Below are 19,284 nucleotides of genomic sequence, written 5' to 3'. Positions count from 1 at the left end.
TAAATCTGGCAGTGACACAGACGAGCAATCAACGTTCAGAGCTGGATTTCAGCTTTTCTACTTAGATCTGTAAAATTACTGAGATTCGTGTCAGCGATCGCCAACTTATGTCTAAAAAAGCGGATATGAGGGGTTATGTGCGACAAAGATGTGAATTTTTATGCAAAACATTTGTCTGAAATGATAGAACAGTTCATTCTCTCTTTTAGAATTAACACTAACATGCGTAACCTAAAGGAATGTCTCCGGTGACAGATTCTCCATCATCTGAACAAACATCTACTTCCGTTCTGACTAAACTCCTAGACGTAGATGCTGATTTGGCATCTCAGGAAGCTACACTCTTGGTGCAGCTGGAGGCTGTCCGCGAAAAGCGCAACAGCCTGAAAAGCGTGATTGGTATGTTTAGCTCCGCAGATACAGGTTCAACTCCTGCTGCGCCTGCTGCACCTGCCGCACCTGCTAAGCAGCCGGGCAAACCGGGTAGAAAGCCTAGAGCGAGTAAAGCTCAGGATGCTAAACCTGCACCTGTAGCCGATGAGGTGGCTCCTGAGCCTTCTACGCCTGCGTCTCCTCCAGAAGTAGAAGCAGAAACCGAAACTCCCGCTCCTGCTAAATCTGGTAGAGGTCGGCGGGCTAACCCTGACAAACCTAAGCGTGGCGCTAAGCCAGCTAGAAAGTTAGAAGGTTGGCAGCGATATGTGCGGTCGGAGTTCGGTAAAACTCCTTTGCCTGAAGCCGTCTCGGTAGTACTGCAACGCCAGCCCGAAGACATTATCGAAGTACCCGCGATTGTTGATGCCATCTTTGAGCAGGAAATGCCTCAGACTGTGCGCAACAAAGCTCGCGATCGCATTTTGCATGTGCTCTCGGCGGGCGTGAAAGAGAACAAGTGGTATCGCGGCAGAACTGGACAATACAGCCTGTCTCGCAATGCGGCTGCCTCCAACAAAGCGTCATAAGCAAAAACAAACCCCAACCTCTTTCGTTTAGCAACTGAGCTAGCCAGAAGGTTGGGGTTTGTTTTTGGCTCTCTCAAGCACTTCTAGAAGGCGATCGCTATCTAGACCTGAGGGACATCGTCTTGGCCAATCTGCCGCTCTACGTTGTCGATCGCAGCGTTGAGACCTGCCAACTTAGTTTCTAAGTCATCTCGCATCGATCGCAGGAAACCGAGTTTACGTTCTAGTCGAGCTTTGCGAGAAATGGGTTCGTTACCGTAGCAGGCGTTGCCCCAGTTGTTGCTCCAGAAAGGAAACATAGTTCACCTCGCGTATATGTCTCTAACTTCTCTCTAACTTCCATGTTGGCTAAACTTTGCCAGGGACGCTGGACGGATCTCCTCACCTCCGAGGTGGGGCGAAGGATGGCAAGTGGCAGGCCAGCTAGAAAACAAATTCATCGTAGTGGCAGGTGGGGCAACTGACATAGTGACCTTGCCAGCGAATCGGGCCATCGCCGCACTCTGGGCAGTAGAACGTGAAACTAGCGGAGATTAAACGGGTGCTAGGGCGAGATGCTTGTTTTTGTAATTGGCGCGACTGAGAATTCTTTGGAGGCTGGGGTGGAGGCTGAGCGACTAAATATTTCTCCCGGTAAGCTTGTTCAGCCATACCTTGCCCTTCTGCTTGAGTCCAGCGTTTCTGGGGCTTTAGCGTAGCAACCTGCCGAAAGGGATGCAGCATAGCGCTATCTCCGAGCAGGGTGGCGATCGCGCTGGCTACAGCTTTGCAACAACTTGCAGGCGATCGCACTACCTGTTCTTCGCTGAAGCGAATGATCAGCCAGCCTTGGTCTAGGAAATATTGATTTCGCTGTTGGTCTTTGGCAGAACCGAGATAGTGGATCGGTTTCTGGGTGCCGTAAGCGTAAGGCTCGTCAATCTCAAGATCAATATGTAAATTGAGTGATTGATCAATGTAAGCGAAGTCTGGCACATAGGGCTGCTTACACGCTGGGTTACTCACCAGCAGTCCCGTCTGGATTTTGCCTGGAAAGTAGCGCCACAGATCATGCTCAAACTGGCTTTCAGAATGACCTTTGGGAGCCTTCATATGCACTCCCATCGGCGGCAAAGTTTGCTGCAAAGCTGCTTGAACTTGCAACGGAGATTCAGCAGCGGCGATCGCGGGAGGAATTAAAACAGTAGGAAATCGCTCCATACTGCGATCATGGCAAATTATTCTCTACTTGTGCAGCGATCGCACCTCAAAGCAGCAGTTCATAACCTGTTCTAGAGCTGTTCTAGAGTTCTAGCTTAAATCCAAGGTTCGTCATCGTCATCGCCATCCTCTATCTCTGTCTTGGTCCTGGGATTAGTGTCCACTTTTCTGAAGGTCTCTGGATAGCTGGGAGGGGGAGTGAAAGGCTCATCCTCTTCTAGGAAGTCCCAGGGATCGTCTTCCTCGCCGGCAAAGGCATGTGTTGTTGCTGCTTGAGGCTGAGGAGTTGAGGCAGGAGGCGGAGGAGAGACGGCAGGTTGGCTGACGGATGGTTCTGGGGTGGTTGGCGCTTGACTAGGCGGATAAGGGCTCTGAAAACCTGTATTTGCCTGATCTACTACCGTTTGAGTGCGCTCCTTCACTTGCTCTGCCACGGTCTGACTGGTGGTTTTCGCTTGCTCCGTAAAGGTTTGGGTTTCTTCTTTGAGTTGTTCAGTAAAAGTTTGCGCTGTTTCTTTGGCTTGTTCCGCGATCGCCTGTGCCCGTTCTTTGGCTTGCTCTGTCAGGCTTTGGGCTTGCTTCACCAGCGAGATATAGTCGTCTTTGAGGATGTTTCGGGCTTTGCTCAGCGTTTGTTTAATGCCAGGTCGATAGAGTTCAAACGACTTCACCGCGCCTTCTGGGACCAGCACCCGCTTACGCCCAAAGCTGATGATGCGGCTCGGAGGCAGTTGATAGATATCTCCCGTGATACCACTCCAGCCGCTAGAGACAAACAAATATTGCGTGATTTCTCCGGTTTTCAGTTGGAAGCGATAATCGGTGATGCGGCCAACTTTGTTACCAGCGTCGCTCCAGACTTCGCAATTGAGCAATGAATCTAGCTGCTTCACTTTTTCGCCGTCGGTTTCCTCTGGTTGGGAATGCACCAGAATGCTATTGGTACCGAGTGTCTGAATTTGTGGCAGCTTAAAGACAATCTTTTTTGCGCCTAAAAAGCCTGACTTGCAAATAAAGCCGAGGACGCGATGGGCTGCGGGATACATCCACAGCATATCGACTCGCCCCAACTCTTCCATGTTGTTGCGATCGAGGACTAATTGATTGAGCAAGTCGCTTTGCTTAACAACGTCTGCTTCAGCCGTCATGAAAACCTTAAGGTGAAGTGATGTCCTTACCTTTCAAGTCTATCCTAGGCATTGTGAGATCCAGAACTTCCCTCAGCGATCGTCCCTCAACTCCGCTCCCTTTAAAGCTCGACCCTGACGGGAGTCCCCAACACCGCGATCTCATACAATTCGCGAATGTCTTCATTCAACATCCGCACACAGCCATGCGAAGCCGCCTGACCCACAGAGTCGCGATCGGGGGTGCCATGAAAGCCAATGGAGTTACGACCATCGGTCCAAAAGGCAATCCAGCGATCGCCCAAAGGATTGCCAGGACCTGGAGGCATCACTTTTCGAGTGAAAGGATTGGTCCATCCAGGATTTTGTACCATCCCCATGACTCGAAATTGACCTGTGGGCGTCTCCCATCCAGAGCGACCGACTGCAACCGGATAGCTGACTTTGAGTTGCTTGCCTTGGTAGACGTAGAGGCGACGTTGCTTCAGCTTCAGCACCAATCGAGTTTCTTGCGTCGTCACGTCTGGCAGAATCGGACGAATCGGAGGCAGCTCTGGAATATAGGGAGTCAGCGCCTTAGTTTTTAGCTCTGGCATAGGAGCCGGCGCTTGATTACGGTTGAGGTTCGTTTGAGCAACTCGGGCAACCGCTGGAGTAGCAACAGCACTCAAGCAAATGGCTGCCCCAAAACAAACCCACAGAGAACGGTCTGGAAACACGGCTACGCTTTGTCCTAACGGTCGAGATTCTAGTGAGATGGAATTACTGCTGCTGCAATGGAATTACCAGAGAGCGGCAGGATTTGGATCAGTGATCGGAGCTGGGGTGCTTCCGGAGCCCTGAGTTGGCTGAGTTGGCTCAGCTTCTGGGGCGGCAGTTGGAGTATCTGTTGGTGTTGCGTTCTCTTCCACCGGGGCAGCATCAATATTCGAGGGAGCTTGAGGAGAAGTCACAGGCTCTGAAGTCGGAGATGTTTCTGCGGCAGGAGTAGGGGTAGAAACAGGTTCCTCTATCGCTGGCACGACGAAAGACCCTGGCGGTGTTGTGGCAGGCTGAGAGGTATTAGTGGGCTGAGAGGTGGGGCTGGCTTCTGGAGCGGGTGTAGGTTCTGGGGTGGAAGTGGGCCTGGGTGAAGCAGGAGATTCAGAAGCGGGAGTGGGGGGCGGTGCATCTTGAGCTTGAGCGGATAGAGGAGCCGCAACCGCTAAACTCACCACAGATAGCGAAACGACGGAACCACAGAGCCACTGAAAGATGTGGGGTGACTGCTGACGCATGGATGTGTCCTCCTGAAAATCGGGGCTTTTTCTAATGGATGCGAGGTGGAGATACTTTTCTCAAGAGCGAGGCATTTCTAGGGGTGTGCGATCGCAAGAGAGATTAGTGCCTACCAAGCTACCATTTTGCCAAGTGCCAGATTGAGATGAACCATCCGCAAAGATGAATGTTCCGCGTCCGTTGCATTTATTTTGGCGAAACTCTCCGACATAGCGATCGCCATTCTCCAGAGTCCAAAGGCCTTGACCCTGAAACCAGTCGTCCTGAAATTGCCCGACATAGCTTCTGCCATTGGCAAAGGTGAAGGTGCCGCAGCCATTACGTTTGCCGTTTCGATATTCGCCGTCATAACGATTGCCACTGCTATAGGCCATCGTGCCACGCCCATCCGTAGGTTCGCCATTGGCTAGAGGGCCAAAGTATTGCGTCCCCGTTTGGTATTCGTAGTCAGGAGCACGATTTAGCAAAGCAGGGGGCGGTGGTTCTTGGCAAGGTAAAGCGGGCAAGTTCGCAACGGTGGCGGGCGATCGCTGAGCTGTATCCGTTTGTGCCGTAGGCGCTTCAGCTTGGGTCAAGCGGAGGATCATGGTGCTGGCAACTGCGGTTAGGCTGATGCCAATCAGTACTCCTGCCGCAATTAAGCGCCACTTACGCTCCTGTGGTGGGGTAAAAGCAGGGATGGTTTGACTGGGATGAGGAGATTGGGCATCCAAATTGTCTGCCCGAGTTAAAACAGCAGCGGTTGTAGTGACGCTACCCAGGGCGATCGCCGTCGTTGAGAGCTGAGCTACTTGCCCCGAACGAGTGTTTTGGGGAACTGCCTGCACGAGTTGGCTCAACTCACCTGGCTTGAACTTTCCCTTGGCAGGTTGTCGTTGCTGTTGCTCCCTTTGCCAGTAAACATATTTACAAGTGATGTCTTCTAATTGTGTGGCGCTGTTAATTTGCCAACCTTCAAGGCAAGCTCCCGTTAGTGCAGCCAAATTGAAATTGGTAGATATCGCGATCGCCTCTGTCAGGTTGGCGTGATTTAAATTGGCTTGGCTGAGATCAGCACCTTCTAAGTTTGCTTGATAGAGATTAGCTTGGTTCAACTTGGCGCTACTGGCATAAGCTCCTTGCAGATCGGCACCTGAGAGATCTGCGCCTGTCAAATTAGCGCCAATTAAGCAAGCGCGACTCAAATCCACACCACTCAGATTCGCCCCTGCTAAGTTCGCCTCAAACAGATAAGCTCTGCTGAGGTCTGGTTTGATCGTAGGGTTTTCCTCTCTCCAGGAATTCCAAGAGTCTGCTCCTTGTTCCAGCAGACTCAGAAATTCGTGCTCTGTTTCTATCATGGAGAACTCCTACTCGCACAAACTACATCGGGACGTGGGAGCATAACTAGCATCAGTAAAAATGATATAGCTTGTCATCTCCCTTGAGAATGTTGTCTGAACAGGGTGAATGGTTCCCAGCATGATTGGTCTAAATCAAGCGATCGCCACTCTGCAAAATCGCTTGCATTAGGTTAAGCCATCAGTAGACTTTCGTGGTTGCTTCCTTATTCCACCGTCTAAACTGGCACAACGAATATTCTCCTAGCTCAGTAATAGCAAATGCCCTCGGCTCACTCTCCTCTAGGTCACAGGCAGAAATGAGAACCACCATCTGCTAAGGTGTGCCTCTAGACAGGCGTTTGGGCACTTCGGGTCACTTACTTTTGTTGTATTGCTGGCTCAGGCAATCTGCCAGCGAGTCATTTAACCGTTGGTTTAATCAATCTGGAGTGATCACAGATGAATGTGGAAGAACTGGTGCAACGCTACAGTGCTGGAGAGCGAGACTTTAGCATCGTTGACCTCAGAGGAGCTGTTCTGGAAGGAATTAATTTGAGTGGAGCCATTTTGCATGGAGCTATGCTGGATGGAGCTAACTTGCGGCGGGCCAACCTCAGCCAAGCAACATTGAGCGGAGCTGCCCTCAAGGGTGCGGATTTGACCCAAGCTGACCTCAGTGGTGCGGATTTGAGTGATGCTGTGCTCGATGAAGCAATTTTAGAAGGAGCCATGCTCGACAGCGCGATTTTAGATCAAGCTGATCTGAAAGCTGCTAACTTAGCGGGGGCAGTCCTCAGTGAAGCAGACTTAAGTGAGGCAGATTTAGAAGCAGCCAATTTGGCTGGAGCCGACTTAGAGGTGGCGAATCTACATCAAGCCAATTTAAGCAAAGCGGCACTAGAACGCGCCAATCTAGAAGGAGCCAATCTAGAGGATGTCAATCTAGCCGGAGCCAAACTGGAGGATGCCAAACTAGAAGACACCGTTCTAGAGAGTGGAGATAGCACCCTAATCAGCTAGGCAGGGGTTAGGTGAGTCGAGGAAGTGTTGGCGATCGCGATCGCAATTTTCCTAACGCTATTACTTCAGCTTCTGTTGCGATCTCTCTGTTTGGTCCAAAACTTCATCGGCAATTTGGCACCAATCCTGTCGTAAGGGCGCGTCTTCTGGCTTGCTCGTTAAGGTGCGTCCTTTCAGTTCTGGGTGCTGAGCGTAGAACTTCTCATTCACTTGTGGATAGAAAGAGCCTGTAGGCAGGTTGAGGGCTTCATAACGTTTCAACACCTGCTCTTGGCAACTGGAGCCTGCAACGGAATCGGCAATTTGGGAACTGGGGATGATCGAGTCTTTTAGCCAAGCCAACAGAGCAGGACCAAACCAATAACTCACCCCTACGAACACCAAAACACTGATCCCTAAAATCAGCAGTTTTTTGACTAGGTACCAAATGGGTTTGAGTAATAAATAATAGATGGGTTTAATCACGAGCCAGGAAACCAGATTGCCCAAAAACCCCAAAAATGACCGTTTCGGTGGCTGAACCGAACTCGGTGCAGGGCTGACCGGAGCAGGAGCAAGAGCAGGGGCGGGAGGCGTTGGCGGAGGAGTTGGTGCGACTGGTTGCCGCGCGATCGGAGCAACCACCCAAGTTTTTGCCCTAGAGACACTAGACTTGGCTTTCGGTTGTCTAGCGGGAGCCGTAGGCTGAGCAGGTTGAGCAACTCTGGCAACTGCTAATGTCTGGGCTTGAGAAACCGGGTGCGATCGCACTAGAGGCTGGAGAGCTTGTCTGACTTCTTGAGTGGAGGTGTAGCGATCGCACTCGCGCTCTGCCAACATCTTTTCTAATACAGCAGCAAATTGAGAGTTCAGCTTTAAGGTTTGCCGCCAGCACCAAGTACGTTGGTGAGCATCATATAAATCAGCTGGATTCTTGCCAGTAAGTAATACCAAAATGGTTACGGCTAAAGCATACAGATCACTAGCTGCGGAAGCTTTGCCATATCTCTGCTCAATTGGGGTGTAACCTGGTTTCTCTAGCTGCGTGGGGATGGGCTGTTGGGTCAACTGGCGCACTGCGGTCGCCGCTACCTGTTTCACACCGCCAAAATCTATTAGAACTGGCTTACCTGTAAACCGCTGCTGAATTAAATTGTCTGGAGAAATATCACGATGAATTACGCCTTGAGCGTGAATGTACTCCAGCACAGGCAACAAATCGAGCAAGAGGCCCAGGGCATCCGGTTCACTAAACTTTTGTCCTTGCTCTAGCAGTTCCCAGTAAGTCGGGCCTTCAATATACTGTTGAACCAGGAAAAGATAATCTTCTCCATTTAAATGGGTCTGAATTAACTCGCGAAATTCCGGGATTTGGGGATGGTGCAGTTGGTAGAGCACCCCCGCTTCTCGTTGAAACAGCTCAGCCGCCCTTTGCAGAACTGCTGTCCCTTTAACTTGGGGAGCAAATTCCTTCAAGACGCAATATTCATGGAAGCGGTTGAGGTTTTCAGCCAAATAAACACGTCCGAAGCCCCCTTGGCCCAACATGCGAACAATTTTGTACCGCTTGTCTAAAATCAGGTCCGGATGAATGGGTGAGGAGTGAGGCATTGATTGAGCGTGCTTTCCCAGCCAGCGAGTCTGTGTCAGATTAGAAATCTTATTGTCATCTTACACAAGTCGTTGCTCGGATCTGGGAAATTTAACCTGACCTCAAAATGCTAAGAAGCGGCTGACGAATTGGGCTGACGATTGTAATCATCCTGGAACCGCACAATGTCGTCTTCTCCCAAATAATCACCGTTTTGCACTTCAATCAAGACCAGCGGAATTACGCCGGGGTTTTCCAGCCGATGTTGGGTGCATTGAGGCACATAAGTAGATTGATTGTTGTACAAGGTTAATTCTTGGCCATCACAAAGCACCCGCGCTGTACCTGAGAGCACAATCCAATGTTCGCTGCGATGATGGTGCATTTGCAGACTGAGGCGATGACCTGGTTTGACCTCAATGCGCTTAATCTTGTAGCCTCTGCCTTCTTCGAGAATCGTGAAAGCTCCCCAAGGACGTAGCTCGGTGGCGGCGATACTAGCCGAGACAGGACTGGATGTAGCCATCGATGCAGGATGTGAGGTTACTTGAGTCATTTCTCGAGGTTTAGCCAAAGTTTTCCTCCCTGGAATTACTTCAAAACGAAAAATCTAGAGGATTTGAGCCAGCGATCGCGCTGCCTTACAAACCTCTTTTGACTCTGGAGGACACCATAGCAAATGTTTACTGAGGGTTGTCATCCTAATTGATGTCATGCACTCATCTCTAGCATCGAGTCTGACATTGAATCTGGGGTTGAACTTTGTAGCTGTATTGCGGTCAGACAGGGAGGTTTGCCCTTAAAGAACCAAGACTCAAAAGACAAATCTGAAAATTAGATACTTAAAAAATTAGGGTGAAACACAGAAAAATATAACCCTAAACTCGACAATTATTTCAATTCAGCATTTGTTCTCACTTCATAAACCCTATCCCTGTCAGTCTTTGAGGTGCCGAATAGATTAACTACTGCAATCCTGGTTAGCTAAGCAGTTTAGGAAATGCAGTTAGGCACTGAGTGAGGTAGACGATAGAGAGCGAGGAAAGGTTGCAGCTAGGAAAGGTGCGATCGCCATCTACTTCCGAGTTTTGCGAGTTGACAAGCTTGGCCTCCCTCTGTAGATAGATTTAGTTATGTAAAGCAACATCACTCCATAGGGTGATGATGATCGCTTAAAAAACTCCGTATCGTTCGTAGAAGCTGCGCTCGTTAGCAGTACAGGGTACGTGCCAAGTGTATGGCTTTGTATCAGCACCCGTAAGCCATCTACCGTTGAACGTACACGCTTTAGTTCCCTTTTATGTTTGTTCCCTCCAGTGCATGGCAGAGTATCCAGTGAGTCAGTCCCGTCACTAGATCTCGCTTAGAACCAATGCTACAGAAGTTGCTCTACCTCTATAAACCAAACTCAATCGGTCGATCAGTTTCTTCATTACTAGAGGTAATTGAGCTAGGAGATATGTCAATTGTGGAACCAAGAACCTGATTTTTTGAGCTTGCTACCCTATTTCTTAATATCCTTTAGTTCAGTTTCTAAGGCTATCTTGAGGTTCTTAGGTAGGGTGGACTACAAAGATTTTGTCCTGCTTAAACTACACTGCAAATAAAGCCTAGATTAAGCAAATTTTGTAGGCTTTGTTACCTGCAATTGTTGGATTTTAACTGAGCATATTGATTAGTTATTGATTCATGCTTCAAGTGAGTTTTAAACACCAGATTGGCTAAGGCCAAGGAGGATTGTTTATGCAATTACAAATTGAGTGTAACAACACTTCCTTGACAGACCAAGCTTGCCTATTATGCAATCAAGAATTTGAGTTGCAAGAAGCAAGAGTTATCGTTTGCAATGAAGGCGGAAAGAACTGTGGCGATCTCTGCCCTGGGTGTATTTCCAAAGGCCCAGAGTGGATTTGGCATCGATTGCTACAGACATCAAATATCTCACTAAAGGTAGAAATGATCCCCATCTCCCTCTAGCCCTGGAATGTTTTTACTAGCCTTAACTAGACGCAACATAAGAGTTGAAAACTATCTAGTTTAAAGGCTGGCTTCCGGGTAAAACCGTAATCCATGATTCTTGGTTAGCCATGAGAGTTGCTTTAGTTCATGACTATTTAACGCAACGAGGTGGTGCAGAGCGAGTCTTTGAACTGCTTTGCAAGCGATATCCTAAGGCCGATATTTTTACCTCTCTCTACGATCCTAAACGAACAATTGACCTAGGCGATCGCTTTGTCAACACAACTTTACTTCAGCGCATTCCAGGAGCTAGCAAATACTTTCGATTGATGGCACCGTTCTACTTTCCAGCATTTCGATCGCTGGATTTACGGGACTATGACTTAATCATTAGCAGTAGTACTAGTTTCGCTAAAGCAGTCAGAAAAGGCCCGGGATCACGTCATGTTTGTTTTTGCCACAATGTGACGCGATTTCTTTGGGATACCCAGACTTATTTGCGGGAGTATGGCACCTATCACAGGTTCTATCCCCTGCTGGAAAATGTTTTCCACCAGATGCGAAATTTGGATTTGCAATATGCTCAGGAACCTGATCTATATATTGCCAATTCTAGTGTGGTAGCAAAGCGCATTCAGCAAATCTATGGCAAGCCTGCCCTAGTAATTAATTATCCAATTGACAGCAGTAAATTTCTGTTTGCTGACCACAAAGCAGACTTTTATCTAGCTTCGGCTCGGTTGATTAGTTATAAGCGGATGGATGTAATTATTGAGGCGTTTAACTGGCTGGGATGGCCTTTGTTGATTACAGGTGATGGGCCAGAGCGATCGCGCTTAGAAGCTCAAGCCTTAAGCAACATTCGATTTCTCGGTCATGTCAGTGATGCCAAACGCACTCAACTGATGGCGCAAGCCCGCTCAGTAGTAGTAGCAGCTCTAGAAGACTACGGTTTGGTACCCGTAGAGGCCAACGTCAGCGGCACTCCAGTCATCTCTTATGGAGCTGGGGGAGTGCTAGATACCCAAGTGCCGGGAAAAACGGGTGTCTTTTTCAATCGGCAAACACCAGAAGCGCTGCAAACTGCTTTATTTGCAGCCTCAGATATGACTTGGGATTATGGCAAAATTCGCCAACATGCCATGAGCCGTTTTTCGGAAGAGGCCTTCTTTGACCAAGTCGATCAGGTGATGGAGCAGGCTTGTTACTAAGATTGCGGATGATTTGATTGTTGAACTGTTTCCGAGGTGAGGGATGGTAGACCTAACTGAAAGCAAGCTCATAGAGGCTGCTGACACTGATCCAGGATATGGACAACTGTTTGCAGTTCTGATGCGGCGACGCTTCTGGCTCTTGGGTGTATTTAGTGGCGTTGTATCGATCGCTGCGGTCCTCACATTTCTAGCTGAGCCTATTTACCAAAGCTCCATGCAATTGTTGGTGGAATCCAACTACCAAAGCAAAAAAGGAGAAAACGGCAGTACAGAAGTCCCTTTCGCGGACGCTACGGTTGAGGTGGACAATGCCACACAACTGACTCTGATGCGGAGTTCTCATCTCTTGCAGCGGGCGGTTAAGATTCTGAAGCCGCAATACCCAGAGATTACAGTGGCGGAGATTCAAAAATCGTTGGTCTTGACTCAGCTGATGGAGGACAAAGTCAAAACCAAGGTGTTTCAGGCGGTCTATACCGATTCTGATCCAGAGAAAACCAAAAAAGTTTTGCAAGCCATTCAAAAGGTTTACCAAGACTACAACCGGGAACAGCAACAGCAACGCTTATCCAAAGGTTTGTCTTTTATTACTGACCAAGTGCCGAAGGTCCAACGGCAGGTAAATCAAGCGGAAGATGCGCTGGAGAAGTTCCGCGATCGCCAAAACCTAATTGATCCCGAAGCTCAATCGAAAGCTTTGTTTGATGCGCTGAATAGTGTGCGGCAAGAACAACGCACCAATCAGGCGCAGCTCAAGGATATGCAGGCTCGTTATGTGGCTTTGCAACAGCAAGTCAAGCGATCGCCCCAAGAAGCCTTGGTTGCCTCTCGCTTGAGCCAATCGTCACGCTACCAAACCTTACTGAACGAGCTGCAAAAAAGTGAATTAACCCTAGAGCAGCAACGGCTCCGCTTTAAGGATTTTGACCCGCACATTAAGTCTTTGCTAGAGCAGCGGCAACGACAACTTGGGTTATTGCGGGCCGAGGTCAGCCGTGTTTTAGGAACCGTTCCCGCGCAATTTAACGCCTCAGGGAACGACTTACTCAAAGCAGGCCAACTAGGCGCAACAGACTTAACGCTGATTACTCAATTGGTTGAGGCTCAGGTCAATACCAGAGCTTTACAGGCTCGGGGTCAGAGCTTGAGCCAAACTGAACAGCAATTAACGGCAGAACTCAAGCGCTTTCCCCGCTTGCTAGCGGAATATGGACGGCTACAACCCAATGTGGAAGTCGGTCGGGAAACACTGCAACAGTTGCTGAAAGCGAAGCAAGAACTAGCGCTAGAAATTGCGCGGGGTGGCTTTGACTGGCAAGTGGTAGAAGCGGCTCAACTAGGAACCCAAATTGGTCCGAGCCTAAAGCAAAACTTACTTCTAGGAGCGGTAGCAGGCTTAATTCTGGGCAGTGTCGCCGCCTTTGTCCGGGAGGGTATTGATGATGCGGTTCACAGCTCCGATGAACTGGAGAAACAAGTGGCAGTACCTTTACTGGGCTTGATCCCGGCGGTGCCTCGCTCTGGCTTTAGCGAGCCGATGCTCAATTTATCCTTCCGCAAAACTCCCGCTTTGGCTCCTGCCACGCTTCAAGTCGTAGATTGGCCTCCCTTCCGGGAATCGCTGGACTTGATTTACAAAAACATTCAGCTACTCAACTCCACCTTCCCTTTTAGCTCCTTGGTAGTTACCTCCGCTCTATCTGGTGAAGGTAAATCGACTCTGGCTTTAGGGTTGGCGATGAGTGCGGCTCGCTTGCACCAACGGGTGCTGCTAATTGATGCGGATCTCCGCCGTCCCAGTTTGCACAAACAACTAAACCTGCCCAATGAGCAAGGACTGTCTACCTTGCTGGCCAGCGATCGCCCCATTACGGAGGAGCACAGTTATATTCAGCCAGCGATCGCCTATAGCAACATTTCCATCTTGACGGCTGGCCCTACGCCCGCTGATCCCGCCAAGCTCCTGAGTTCGCGCCGCATGGTAGAGCTAATCTCTACTTTTGAGGAATCCTACGACCTCGTGTTACTGGATGCTCCGCCAGTTTTGGGCATTGTCGATGCCATTCTCACAGCGTCCTTCTGTAGTGGAGTGTTGATGGTGGGACGGATGGGACAAGTGACCCGTAGCGAGCTAACTCAAGCCACCAACATGCTGAGCAAACTCAACATGGTTGGCGTAATTGCCAATGGCGCTGAAATGCCAGCGAATAACTATCTACCCTACGCTAGGTCTGCCTAGTAATCTGCGTGTTGCCGTGGATTGAATCTTTGAATCTATCAACTTCAGATGTCGAAATTGGTTACCGATTGAATTTCATCCGAGTCACCTTATCCCTCTGAATCGCTATGAATCTACTTTCAATCCCTACAAATTCTGTCCAGGTTCTCCCCAAGAGCGATCGCTCTTTTAAGTACGAACTGAAATGGCGACAAAAACATCTGGTAGTCCGCCGCGCTCCCAACAGCGCTAGCAACTACCTACCCTCTCTAGAAAGCCAGCGTTGGCTAATCGCCTGCCTCAAGCGATCGCCCATTCGCCTGATCAGTCTTGCTCCAGATGTGGGAGAAGAGAAACTCCGATTCTGGGCGGATGCCTGTGAGCAAGCAGGTAAGTCTTTGTTCCTCACTATTCCCAACACCTCAGAATTACCAAAGAAGCAATCTGGCAGGAGTTGGCGGATCAAGCGTCTGCTGGACCGAGTTGCCGCCGCGATCGCCATTCTCCTCCTTAGTCCTGTGTTCCTTGCGATCGCCTTACTGGTACGTTTGCAATCTCCTGGCCCGATTCTCTTCTGCCAGTGGCGGGTGGGAGAACGAGGTCGTTTGTTCCGGATCTATAAGTTCCGCACCATGAGCGCGAATGCTGAGCAACTGCACCACCAAGTGATGGGCCATCAGCCAGGCTTGCACAAACATGAGAACGATCCCCGCGTCACTCCTAATGGTCGTTGGTTACGCAAGTACAGTCTGGATGAGCTACCCCAACTATTTAATGTGCTGCGCGGAGAGATGAGTTTTGTTGGTCCTCGTCCTTGGGCGCTGTATGACGCAGTCCGGATTAGCCCCGAAGTCAGGCAGCGACTGAATGCGCTCCCCGGAATTACCGGACCGTGGCAGGTGATGGCTCGTTCCAATATGCGAGACATTGATACAGTCAACCGCTCTGATTTGAAATATCTCCGTCACTGGTCACTTTGGCAGGACTTAAAAATTCTCCTGCTCACAGTGCCTAAGGTTCTAACTGGTTTCGGTGCCTACTAAGGTCGTTGGATGATATGCCATCCCCACATTATCCCGTCTTCAACTCCCCTCTCCTGTAGGAGAGGGGTTGGAGGAGAGGTTATCAAGGACCTTTCCTGAAGCGTGACAACTCTTACCCCACTAGAAACATAATGCAGTTCAAGCTTCCAGCGTTTCTCCGTCAGTTGCTAAAAGCGACAAGTTTTTGGAAAGATAACGACCTGATTCTACGAGAGTTTCAGTATTTTCCAAAAATCGCAATATTGGCTGTGGTTTTCTCGCTTCTAGCGGCAGCATTTGAGGGATTCGGATTAGGGTTCTTGTTGGCGTTCTTACAAAACTTGGTTAACCCTAGTGCTGAACCCTTTCAAACCGGAATTCGTTGGTTTGATCTTTGGATTTTAGGTATAAACACATCAGAAACCAGCCGTTTGTTTCGGGTTTCTGGCTTGATTTTGTTATCAACCTGGTTGCGGGCAGGATTTAATTACCTGACTTATGTGTATACCGAAAAAGCCCAAATGCACTTGGTGAATCGCTTACATAAGCGAATTTTTGAGCAGTGGCAATCCTTGAGCCTGAGTTACTTTAGTAAATCTCAATCGGGTGAACTACTGAATAGCATCACTAGTGAAATTGGGCGACTGAGGCAAGTTTTTAATTTAAGCGCTTTCATTATGACTAAAGGCTTGACCCTTTTAGTCTATGTGGCGATTATATTTAGCATCTCCTGGCAGTTATCGGTTAGTTCGGTGATGCTATTTGTCCTGCTAGGGGTAGGGTTATCCACGCTGAATAAGCAAGTGCGAGAAGCAAGTTTTCCGGTGTCGCAAGCCAATGGTCGGTTTGCTTCGATCGCAATGGAATTTATTAATGGAATTCGTACCGTCCAATCTTTTGCGACACAGGATTTCGAGCGCAGACGGTTTTATAAAGCCAGCGATGACATTGTGGAAGCAGGAACCAATGCAGTCATTGGCTGGGCGATCGTGCGTCCTCTAGCAGAAGGATTAGCGACCACTATTTTGATCGGCATGATCATTGTGGCACTGACTGTATTTGTCGCCAATGGCACGATGCAAACCGCTTCGTTGCTCACATTTCTATTCATCTTGTTTCGGCTAGTGCCCGCAGTTCACGAAATCAATGGCAACCGCGCTTTAATTAGTAGCTTTCGCGGCTCAGTAGACAATATTAAAGAGCTTCTGCGCACTGACAATAAACCATATTTACCCAATGGAGTTCGAGAGTTTACTGGAGTCAAAAAAGCGATCGAATTGGTCTCCGTTGACTTTGGTTATGACCCAATGCATTTGGTGCTGCAAAATGTCACCCTCACAATTAATCGCGGCCAAATGACCGCTTTAGTGGGAGCATCAGGCGCAGGAAAAACCACATTGGTTGATTTGATTCCCCGCTTCTACGACCCAACTCAAGGCAAAGTGTTGATGGACGGCGTAGATCTGCGCGAGTTTGACACCAATTCGGTCCGTCGCCGCATGGCAGTAGTGAGCCAAGATACGTTTATCTTCAACACTTCTGTCCGCAATAACATTGCTTATGGCTTAGACGGGGTGGATGAAGCCGCAATTTGGGAAGCCGCTAAATTTGCCAATGCTCTAGAGTTCATTCAGGAAATGCCAGAAGGATTTGATACCCAACTGGGCGATCGCGGGGTGCGGCTCTCTGGGGGGCAACGACAACGACTGGCGATCGCGCGGGCACTGCTTCGCAACCCAGAGGTTCTGATTCTCGATGAAGCCACGAGTGCGCTGGACTCGGTTTCAGAACGTCTGATTCAGGAGTCTTTAGAAAAACTGTCTACAGGTCGCACAGTGATTGCGATCGCCCACCGACTCTCCACGATTGTCCGAGCGGACAAGGTAGTGGTGCTAGAGCAGGGGCGAATTGTTGAGCAAGGCACTTATCAGGAATTGCTCGCTCAAGGTGGCAAGCTGTGGAAGTATCACCAAATGCAGCATGAAGTTGGCTCAACCGCTGGATGAAGCATGTAAGGAGTTGCAACCGTTAAGCCAAGGAGATTGCTATGAAAATTCTGGTCTTAGAAAATGAACCTTCTTCTCGTCGAGGCGGACAGGAATGGTGTTTGCTCGAAGTTTGTACAGGTCTAGCGCAGCGGGGGCATGAAGTTCATCTGATCTATCGGGAAGATGGAGATTTTTTGCCCAAGTACCAGCAATTTTGTAAGTCGATGACCAAGGTACGACGTTATGTAATTGATACGACCGGAAAACGTCACCTCATCCTCTCGTCGCTGTCCTGGCTCGGCTCCCTCTTGCCAGCGCTCAAGATTAATCCTGATGTGGTTTATATCAACCAGACGAGAGAAGCATTTTTTGGGGGCGCTGTGGCTCGGCTGAAGCGAGTGCCCCTGGTCTGTCACCTACATATCTTTCCCCACAAAACATTTCGGCCACAGATTAAGTGGGGGTTGAAACATGTCACCCGGTTTATGACGGTTTCGCAGGCCACGCTTCAAGGTTACCTGCGAGCTGGATTTGACCCCAAAACGCTGCAAGTGGTTTACAACGGCATTGACCTGAAACGGTTTTCGATGCAGGGCGATCGCCAGCAAACTCGACAGCGGCTAGATGTACCTCCAGATGCTTTTGCCGTGCTCTATGCAGGTCGCATCGATCGCCCTAAAAACATTGAGATGCTGATCCGGGCCTTTGCTCAACTGGGATTGCCCCCTGAGCAAGCTCGGTTGATGATTGTCGGCAGTCCTGTAGTTCACTCCTCACCCGAAGCGGCAGCAGCGTATGTCCAGGAACTCAAAGACTTGTGCAGCCAACTCAACATCAGCAACAGTGTGCATTGGTTAGGGCGCCGCACCGATCTCCCTGAAATATTCCGGGCTGCCGATGTTTCGGTATTGCCCAGTTTATTGCCAGATACCTTCGGGTTGGTCTTAGCTGAGTCGATGGCCTGTGGAACTCCAGCGCTCGGCCTCAAATACGGTGGCATTCCAGATGTGCTTGCAGATGAATTTGAAAAGTTTCAGATTCCTGTAGGAGATGTGGCAGGGTTAAGCGATCGCCTGCGGTCTCTGAGGAATTGGCAAGAAACAGATCCTACTTTAGGCCAGCGGTGTCGCGCCTATGTCGAGAAGCGTTTTCCGGTGGAGCGGATGGTGGCTGAAGTAGAAACCGTTTTGCAGGAAGCAGTCGAGGCAGGTCCGGTGCGGTTAGGTCCCTCGCCCGAAAGCCTGCAAGCTTGGGAGCACGAAGTCGTGACCAATCCGACAGCACTGGCAGGATTAGTGACTCGGTAGCAGTCCCCCAATCGTATGCAAGCGATCGCCAACTAGCTCCAGTCGCAAGGTCTAAATCTCAGAGGTACCCGATGAATTTAGTGGAAACTCACAGCAACCCAGATGTTTCGATCATTATTCCGCTCTATAACAAGGGCCAATATATCGCTAGAGCATTAAATTCTATCTTGGCTCAGACACATCAAAATTTTGAAATCATCGTGGTGGATGATGGCTCCACGGACAACGGGCCAGAAATTGTCCAGAGCTACACAGATCCTCGGCTGCAATTTATCCGTCAGGCAAATGCAGGACCAGGTGAAGCTCGCAATCGAGGAATTCGGGAAAGTCGAGCTTCCCTGATCGCTTTTTTGGATGCGGATGACGAGTGGCTGCCAACGTATTTAGCTGAGTCTGTGCAACAACTGCAAGCACATCCAGATTGTGCAATGAGTGCCTTTGGCCGCTTCTTGGGTAGCGATCGCACCAGTTGGGAGCCTGAGTGCCGACGGTTTGGGGTGACAGAAGGGGAGTGGCGGATGCCGATCAACCTGGATGGTCAGTCAACCAAGCAAGTCATAGACTTCTTTCATCCGGGCGCGATTGTCTGTCGGCGACAAGTGTTAGAACGCTTTGGCGGCTTTTACACCAAGAACGGCTGCAACTATGGCGAGGATGTGTATCTGTGGGTGCAAATTGCCCTGAACTACAAAATCTATCGCAATCCCACGCCTCTGTTTTGGTGGCATACCGAAGCGTCTGAGATATCAGCTTATAGTGCGAGAAAGATAGTGCCGCCTTGGCCGATGCTGAGCGATCCTCAACCTTTACGAATGGATTGTCCGCCTGAATATCACTCAGCTCTGGAGCGTTATTTGACTTATTTAGCTGTAATCGCTGCCGAGCGTTGCATTCGGGCAGGCGATCGCGGCACCGCAGAACAGCTTTTGCAAGATTATCCAGTGGCACAGAATTTCTTGGGAGACTACCTCAAACTCCAGGTGCATCTCTGGTTGATGGACTCGCCTGGTTTACGAGATCGGCTGCGGCAGGTCAAGAGCTTGGTGCGATCGTAAACGCACAAACTTTGCGGTGTGAGACGAGTCGCTAGGGATGAA

The 19,284-nt window shown here is 49.5% G+C and carries 17 protein-coding genes; 9 read left to right on the top strand and 8 right to left on the bottom strand.

The window, feature by feature from the left end:
• Positions 1–239 precede the first annotated feature (239 nt).
• Complete coding sequence (locus tag H6F90_RS09780; RefSeq protein ID WP_190552286.1) at positions 240–962, top strand: hypothetical protein; 723 nt, start codon at positions 240–242, stop codon at positions 960–962.
• Between the two features lie 101 nt (positions 963–1,063).
• On the opposite strand, the gene H6F90_RS09775 is transcribed toward H6F90_RS09780, so the two are convergent.
• From H6F90_RS09775 to H6F90_RS09750, 6 genes are all read right to left on the bottom strand, one after another.
• Complete coding sequence (locus tag H6F90_RS09775; protein WP_190552285.1) at positions 1,064–1,261, bottom strand: hypothetical protein; 198 nt, start codon at positions 1,259–1,261, stop codon at positions 1,064–1,066.
• A gap of 124 nt (positions 1,262–1,385) precedes the next feature.
• Positions 1,386–2,162, bottom strand: coding sequence for a DUF559 domain-containing protein (locus H6F90_RS09770; RefSeq protein WP_190552284.1), 777 nt, complete (start codon positions 2,160–2,162; stop codon positions 1,386–1,388).
• 95 nt (positions 2,163–2,257) lie between these two features.
• Entirely contained in the window at positions 2,258–3,310 is a 1,053-nt protein-coding gene (locus H6F90_RS09765) for a PRC-barrel domain-containing protein (RefSeq protein WP_190552283.1), read from the bottom strand.
• A gap of 101 nt (positions 3,311–3,411) precedes the next feature.
• On the bottom strand, positions 3,412–4,008 hold the full coding sequence (locus H6F90_RS09760; RefSeq protein WP_370587983.1) for a L,D-transpeptidase: 597 nt from the start codon (positions 4,006–4,008) through the stop codon (positions 3,412–3,414).
• 63 nt (positions 4,009–4,071) lie between these two features.
• Entirely contained in the window at positions 4,072–4,566 is a 495-nt protein-coding gene (locus H6F90_RS09755; RefSeq protein ID WP_190552282.1) for a hypothetical protein, read from the bottom strand.
• 60 nt (positions 4,567–4,626) lie between these two features.
• Positions 4,627–5,907: a pentapeptide repeat-containing protein gene (locus H6F90_RS09750; protein ID WP_190552281.1), complete on the bottom strand. Its 1,281-nt coding sequence runs from the start codon at positions 5,905–5,907 to the stop codon at positions 4,627–4,629.
• Positions 5,908–6,348: 441 nt separating this feature from the next.
• Here H6F90_RS09750 and H6F90_RS09745 point away from each other — a divergent pair, with 441 nt between their 5' ends.
• Positions 6,349–6,909, top strand: a complete 561-nt coding sequence (locus H6F90_RS09745) for a pentapeptide repeat-containing protein (protein ID WP_190552280.1) — start codon at positions 6,349–6,351, stop codon at positions 6,907–6,909.
• Between the two features lie 60 nt (positions 6,910–6,969).
• Here the strand turns inward: H6F90_RS09745 and H6F90_RS09740 are convergent, their stop codons facing one another.
• Positions 6,970–8,499, bottom strand: coding sequence for a serine/threonine-protein kinase (locus H6F90_RS09740; RefSeq protein ID WP_190552279.1), 1,530 nt, complete (start codon positions 8,497–8,499; stop codon positions 6,970–6,972).
• Positions 8,500–8,609: 110 nt separating this feature from the next.
• Positions 8,610–9,005, bottom strand: coding sequence for a phosphomannose isomerase type II C-terminal cupin domain (locus H6F90_RS09735; RefSeq protein ID WP_242024409.1), 396 nt, complete (start codon positions 9,003–9,005; stop codon positions 8,610–8,612).
• Positions 9,006–10,222: 1,217 nt separating this feature from the next.
• On the opposite strand from H6F90_RS09735, the gene H6F90_RS09730 reads away from it, so the two are divergent.
• The 7 genes from H6F90_RS09730 (at position 10,223) to H6F90_RS09700 (ending at position 19,242) form a co-directional block, all read left to right on the top strand.
• Positions 10,223–10,456, top strand: a complete 234-nt coding sequence (locus H6F90_RS09730) for a hypothetical protein (protein ID WP_190439566.1) — start codon at positions 10,223–10,225, stop codon at positions 10,454–10,456.
• Between the two features lie 110 nt (positions 10,457–10,566).
• The gene (locus H6F90_RS09725; RefSeq protein ID WP_190552278.1) at positions 10,567–11,649 is read left to right on the top strand and encodes a glycosyltransferase; all 1,083 of its coding nucleotides are present in this window, start codon (positions 10,567–10,569) and stop codon (positions 11,647–11,649) included.
• A 43-nt stretch (positions 11,650–11,692) separates the two neighbouring features.
• The gene (locus H6F90_RS09720) at positions 11,693–13,891 is read left to right on the top strand and encodes a polysaccharide biosynthesis tyrosine autokinase (RefSeq protein ID WP_190552277.1); all 2,199 of its coding nucleotides are present in this window, start codon (positions 11,693–11,695) and stop codon (positions 13,889–13,891) included.
• Between the two features lie 107 nt (positions 13,892–13,998).
• Positions 13,999–14,913, top strand: coding sequence for a heterocyst development glycosyltransferase HepC (hepC, locus tag H6F90_RS09715; RefSeq protein WP_190552276.1), 915 nt, complete (start codon positions 13,999–14,001; stop codon positions 14,911–14,913).
• Positions 14,914–15,044: 131 nt separating this feature from the next.
• The gene (gene hepA, locus H6F90_RS09710) at positions 15,045–16,898 is read left to right on the top strand and encodes a heterocyst formation ABC transporter subunit HepA (protein ID WP_190552275.1); all 1,854 of its coding nucleotides are present in this window, start codon (positions 15,045–15,047) and stop codon (positions 16,896–16,898) included.
• 41 nt (positions 16,899–16,939) lie between these two features.
• Positions 16,940–18,187, top strand: a complete 1,248-nt coding sequence (locus H6F90_RS09705) for a glycosyltransferase family 4 protein (protein ID WP_190552274.1) — start codon at positions 16,940–16,942, stop codon at positions 18,185–18,187.
• A 71-nt stretch (positions 18,188–18,258) separates the two neighbouring features.
• Positions 18,259–19,242, top strand: a complete 984-nt coding sequence (locus H6F90_RS09700; RefSeq protein ID WP_190552273.1) for a glycosyltransferase family A protein — start codon at positions 18,259–18,261, stop codon at positions 19,240–19,242.
• The last annotated feature ends 42 nt before the right edge of the window (positions 19,243–19,284 follow it).

Source organism: Trichocoleus sp. FACHB-591 (assembly GCF_014695845.1).
Lineage (GTDB): Bacteria > Cyanobacteriota > Cyanobacteriia > FACHB-46 > FACHB-46 > Trichocoleus.
This window is presented reverse-complemented; position numbering and strand designations above follow the sequence as displayed.

What these genes read in the sequence shown, in the direction of transcription:
- H6F90_RS09780 (WP_190552286.1), top strand. Translation starts at nt 240, where the DNA reads ATGTCTCCGGTGACAGATTCTCCATCATCTGAACAAACATCTACTTCC.
- H6F90_RS09775 (WP_190552285.1), bottom strand. Translation starts at nt 1,261, where the DNA reads ATGTTTCCTTTCTGGAGCAACAACTGGGGCAACGCCTGCTACGGTAAC.
- H6F90_RS09770 (WP_190552284.1), bottom strand. Translation starts at nt 2,162, where the DNA reads ATGGAGCGATTTCCTACTGTTTTAATTCCTCCCGCGATCGCCGCTGCT.
- H6F90_RS09765 (WP_190552283.1), bottom strand. Translation starts at nt 3,310, where the DNA reads ATGACGGCTGAAGCAGACGTTGTTAAGCAAAGCGACTTGCTCAATCAA.
- H6F90_RS09755 (WP_190552282.1), bottom strand. Translation starts at nt 4,566, where the DNA reads ATGCGTCAGCAGTCACCCCACATCTTTCAGTGGCTCTGTGGTTCCGTC.
- H6F90_RS09750 (WP_190552281.1), bottom strand. Translation starts at nt 5,907, where the DNA reads ATGATAGAAACAGAGCACGAATTTCTGAGTCTGCTGGAACAAGGAGCA.
- H6F90_RS09745 (WP_190552280.1), top strand. Translation starts at nt 6,349, where the DNA reads ATGAATGTGGAAGAACTGGTGCAACGCTACAGTGCTGGAGAGCGAGAC.
- H6F90_RS09740 (WP_190552279.1), bottom strand. Translation starts at nt 8,499, where the DNA reads ATGCCTCACTCCTCACCCATTCATCCGGACCTGATTTTAGACAAGCGG.
- H6F90_RS09735 (WP_242024409.1), bottom strand. Translation starts at nt 9,005, where the DNA reads ATGGCTACATCCAGTCCTGTCTCGGCTAGTATCGCCGCCACCGAGCTA.
- H6F90_RS09730 (WP_190439566.1), top strand. Translation starts at nt 10,223, where the DNA reads ATGCAATTACAAATTGAGTGTAACAACACTTCCTTGACAGACCAAGCT.
- H6F90_RS09725 (WP_190552278.1), top strand. Translation starts at nt 10,567, where the DNA reads ATGAGAGTTGCTTTAGTTCATGACTATTTAACGCAACGAGGTGGTGCA.
- H6F90_RS09720 (WP_190552277.1), top strand. Translation starts at nt 11,693, where the DNA reads ATGGTAGACCTAACTGAAAGCAAGCTCATAGAGGCTGCTGACACTGAT.
- hepC (WP_190552276.1), top strand. Translation starts at nt 13,999, where the DNA reads ATGAATCTACTTTCAATCCCTACAAATTCTGTCCAGGTTCTCCCCAAG.
- hepA (WP_190552275.1), top strand. Translation starts at nt 15,045, where the DNA reads ATGCAGTTCAAGCTTCCAGCGTTTCTCCGTCAGTTGCTAAAAGCGACA.
- H6F90_RS09705 (WP_190552274.1), top strand. Translation starts at nt 16,940, where the DNA reads ATGAAAATTCTGGTCTTAGAAAATGAACCTTCTTCTCGTCGAGGCGGA.
- H6F90_RS09700 (WP_190552273.1), top strand. Translation starts at nt 18,259, where the DNA reads ATGAATTTAGTGGAAACTCACAGCAACCCAGATGTTTCGATCATTATT.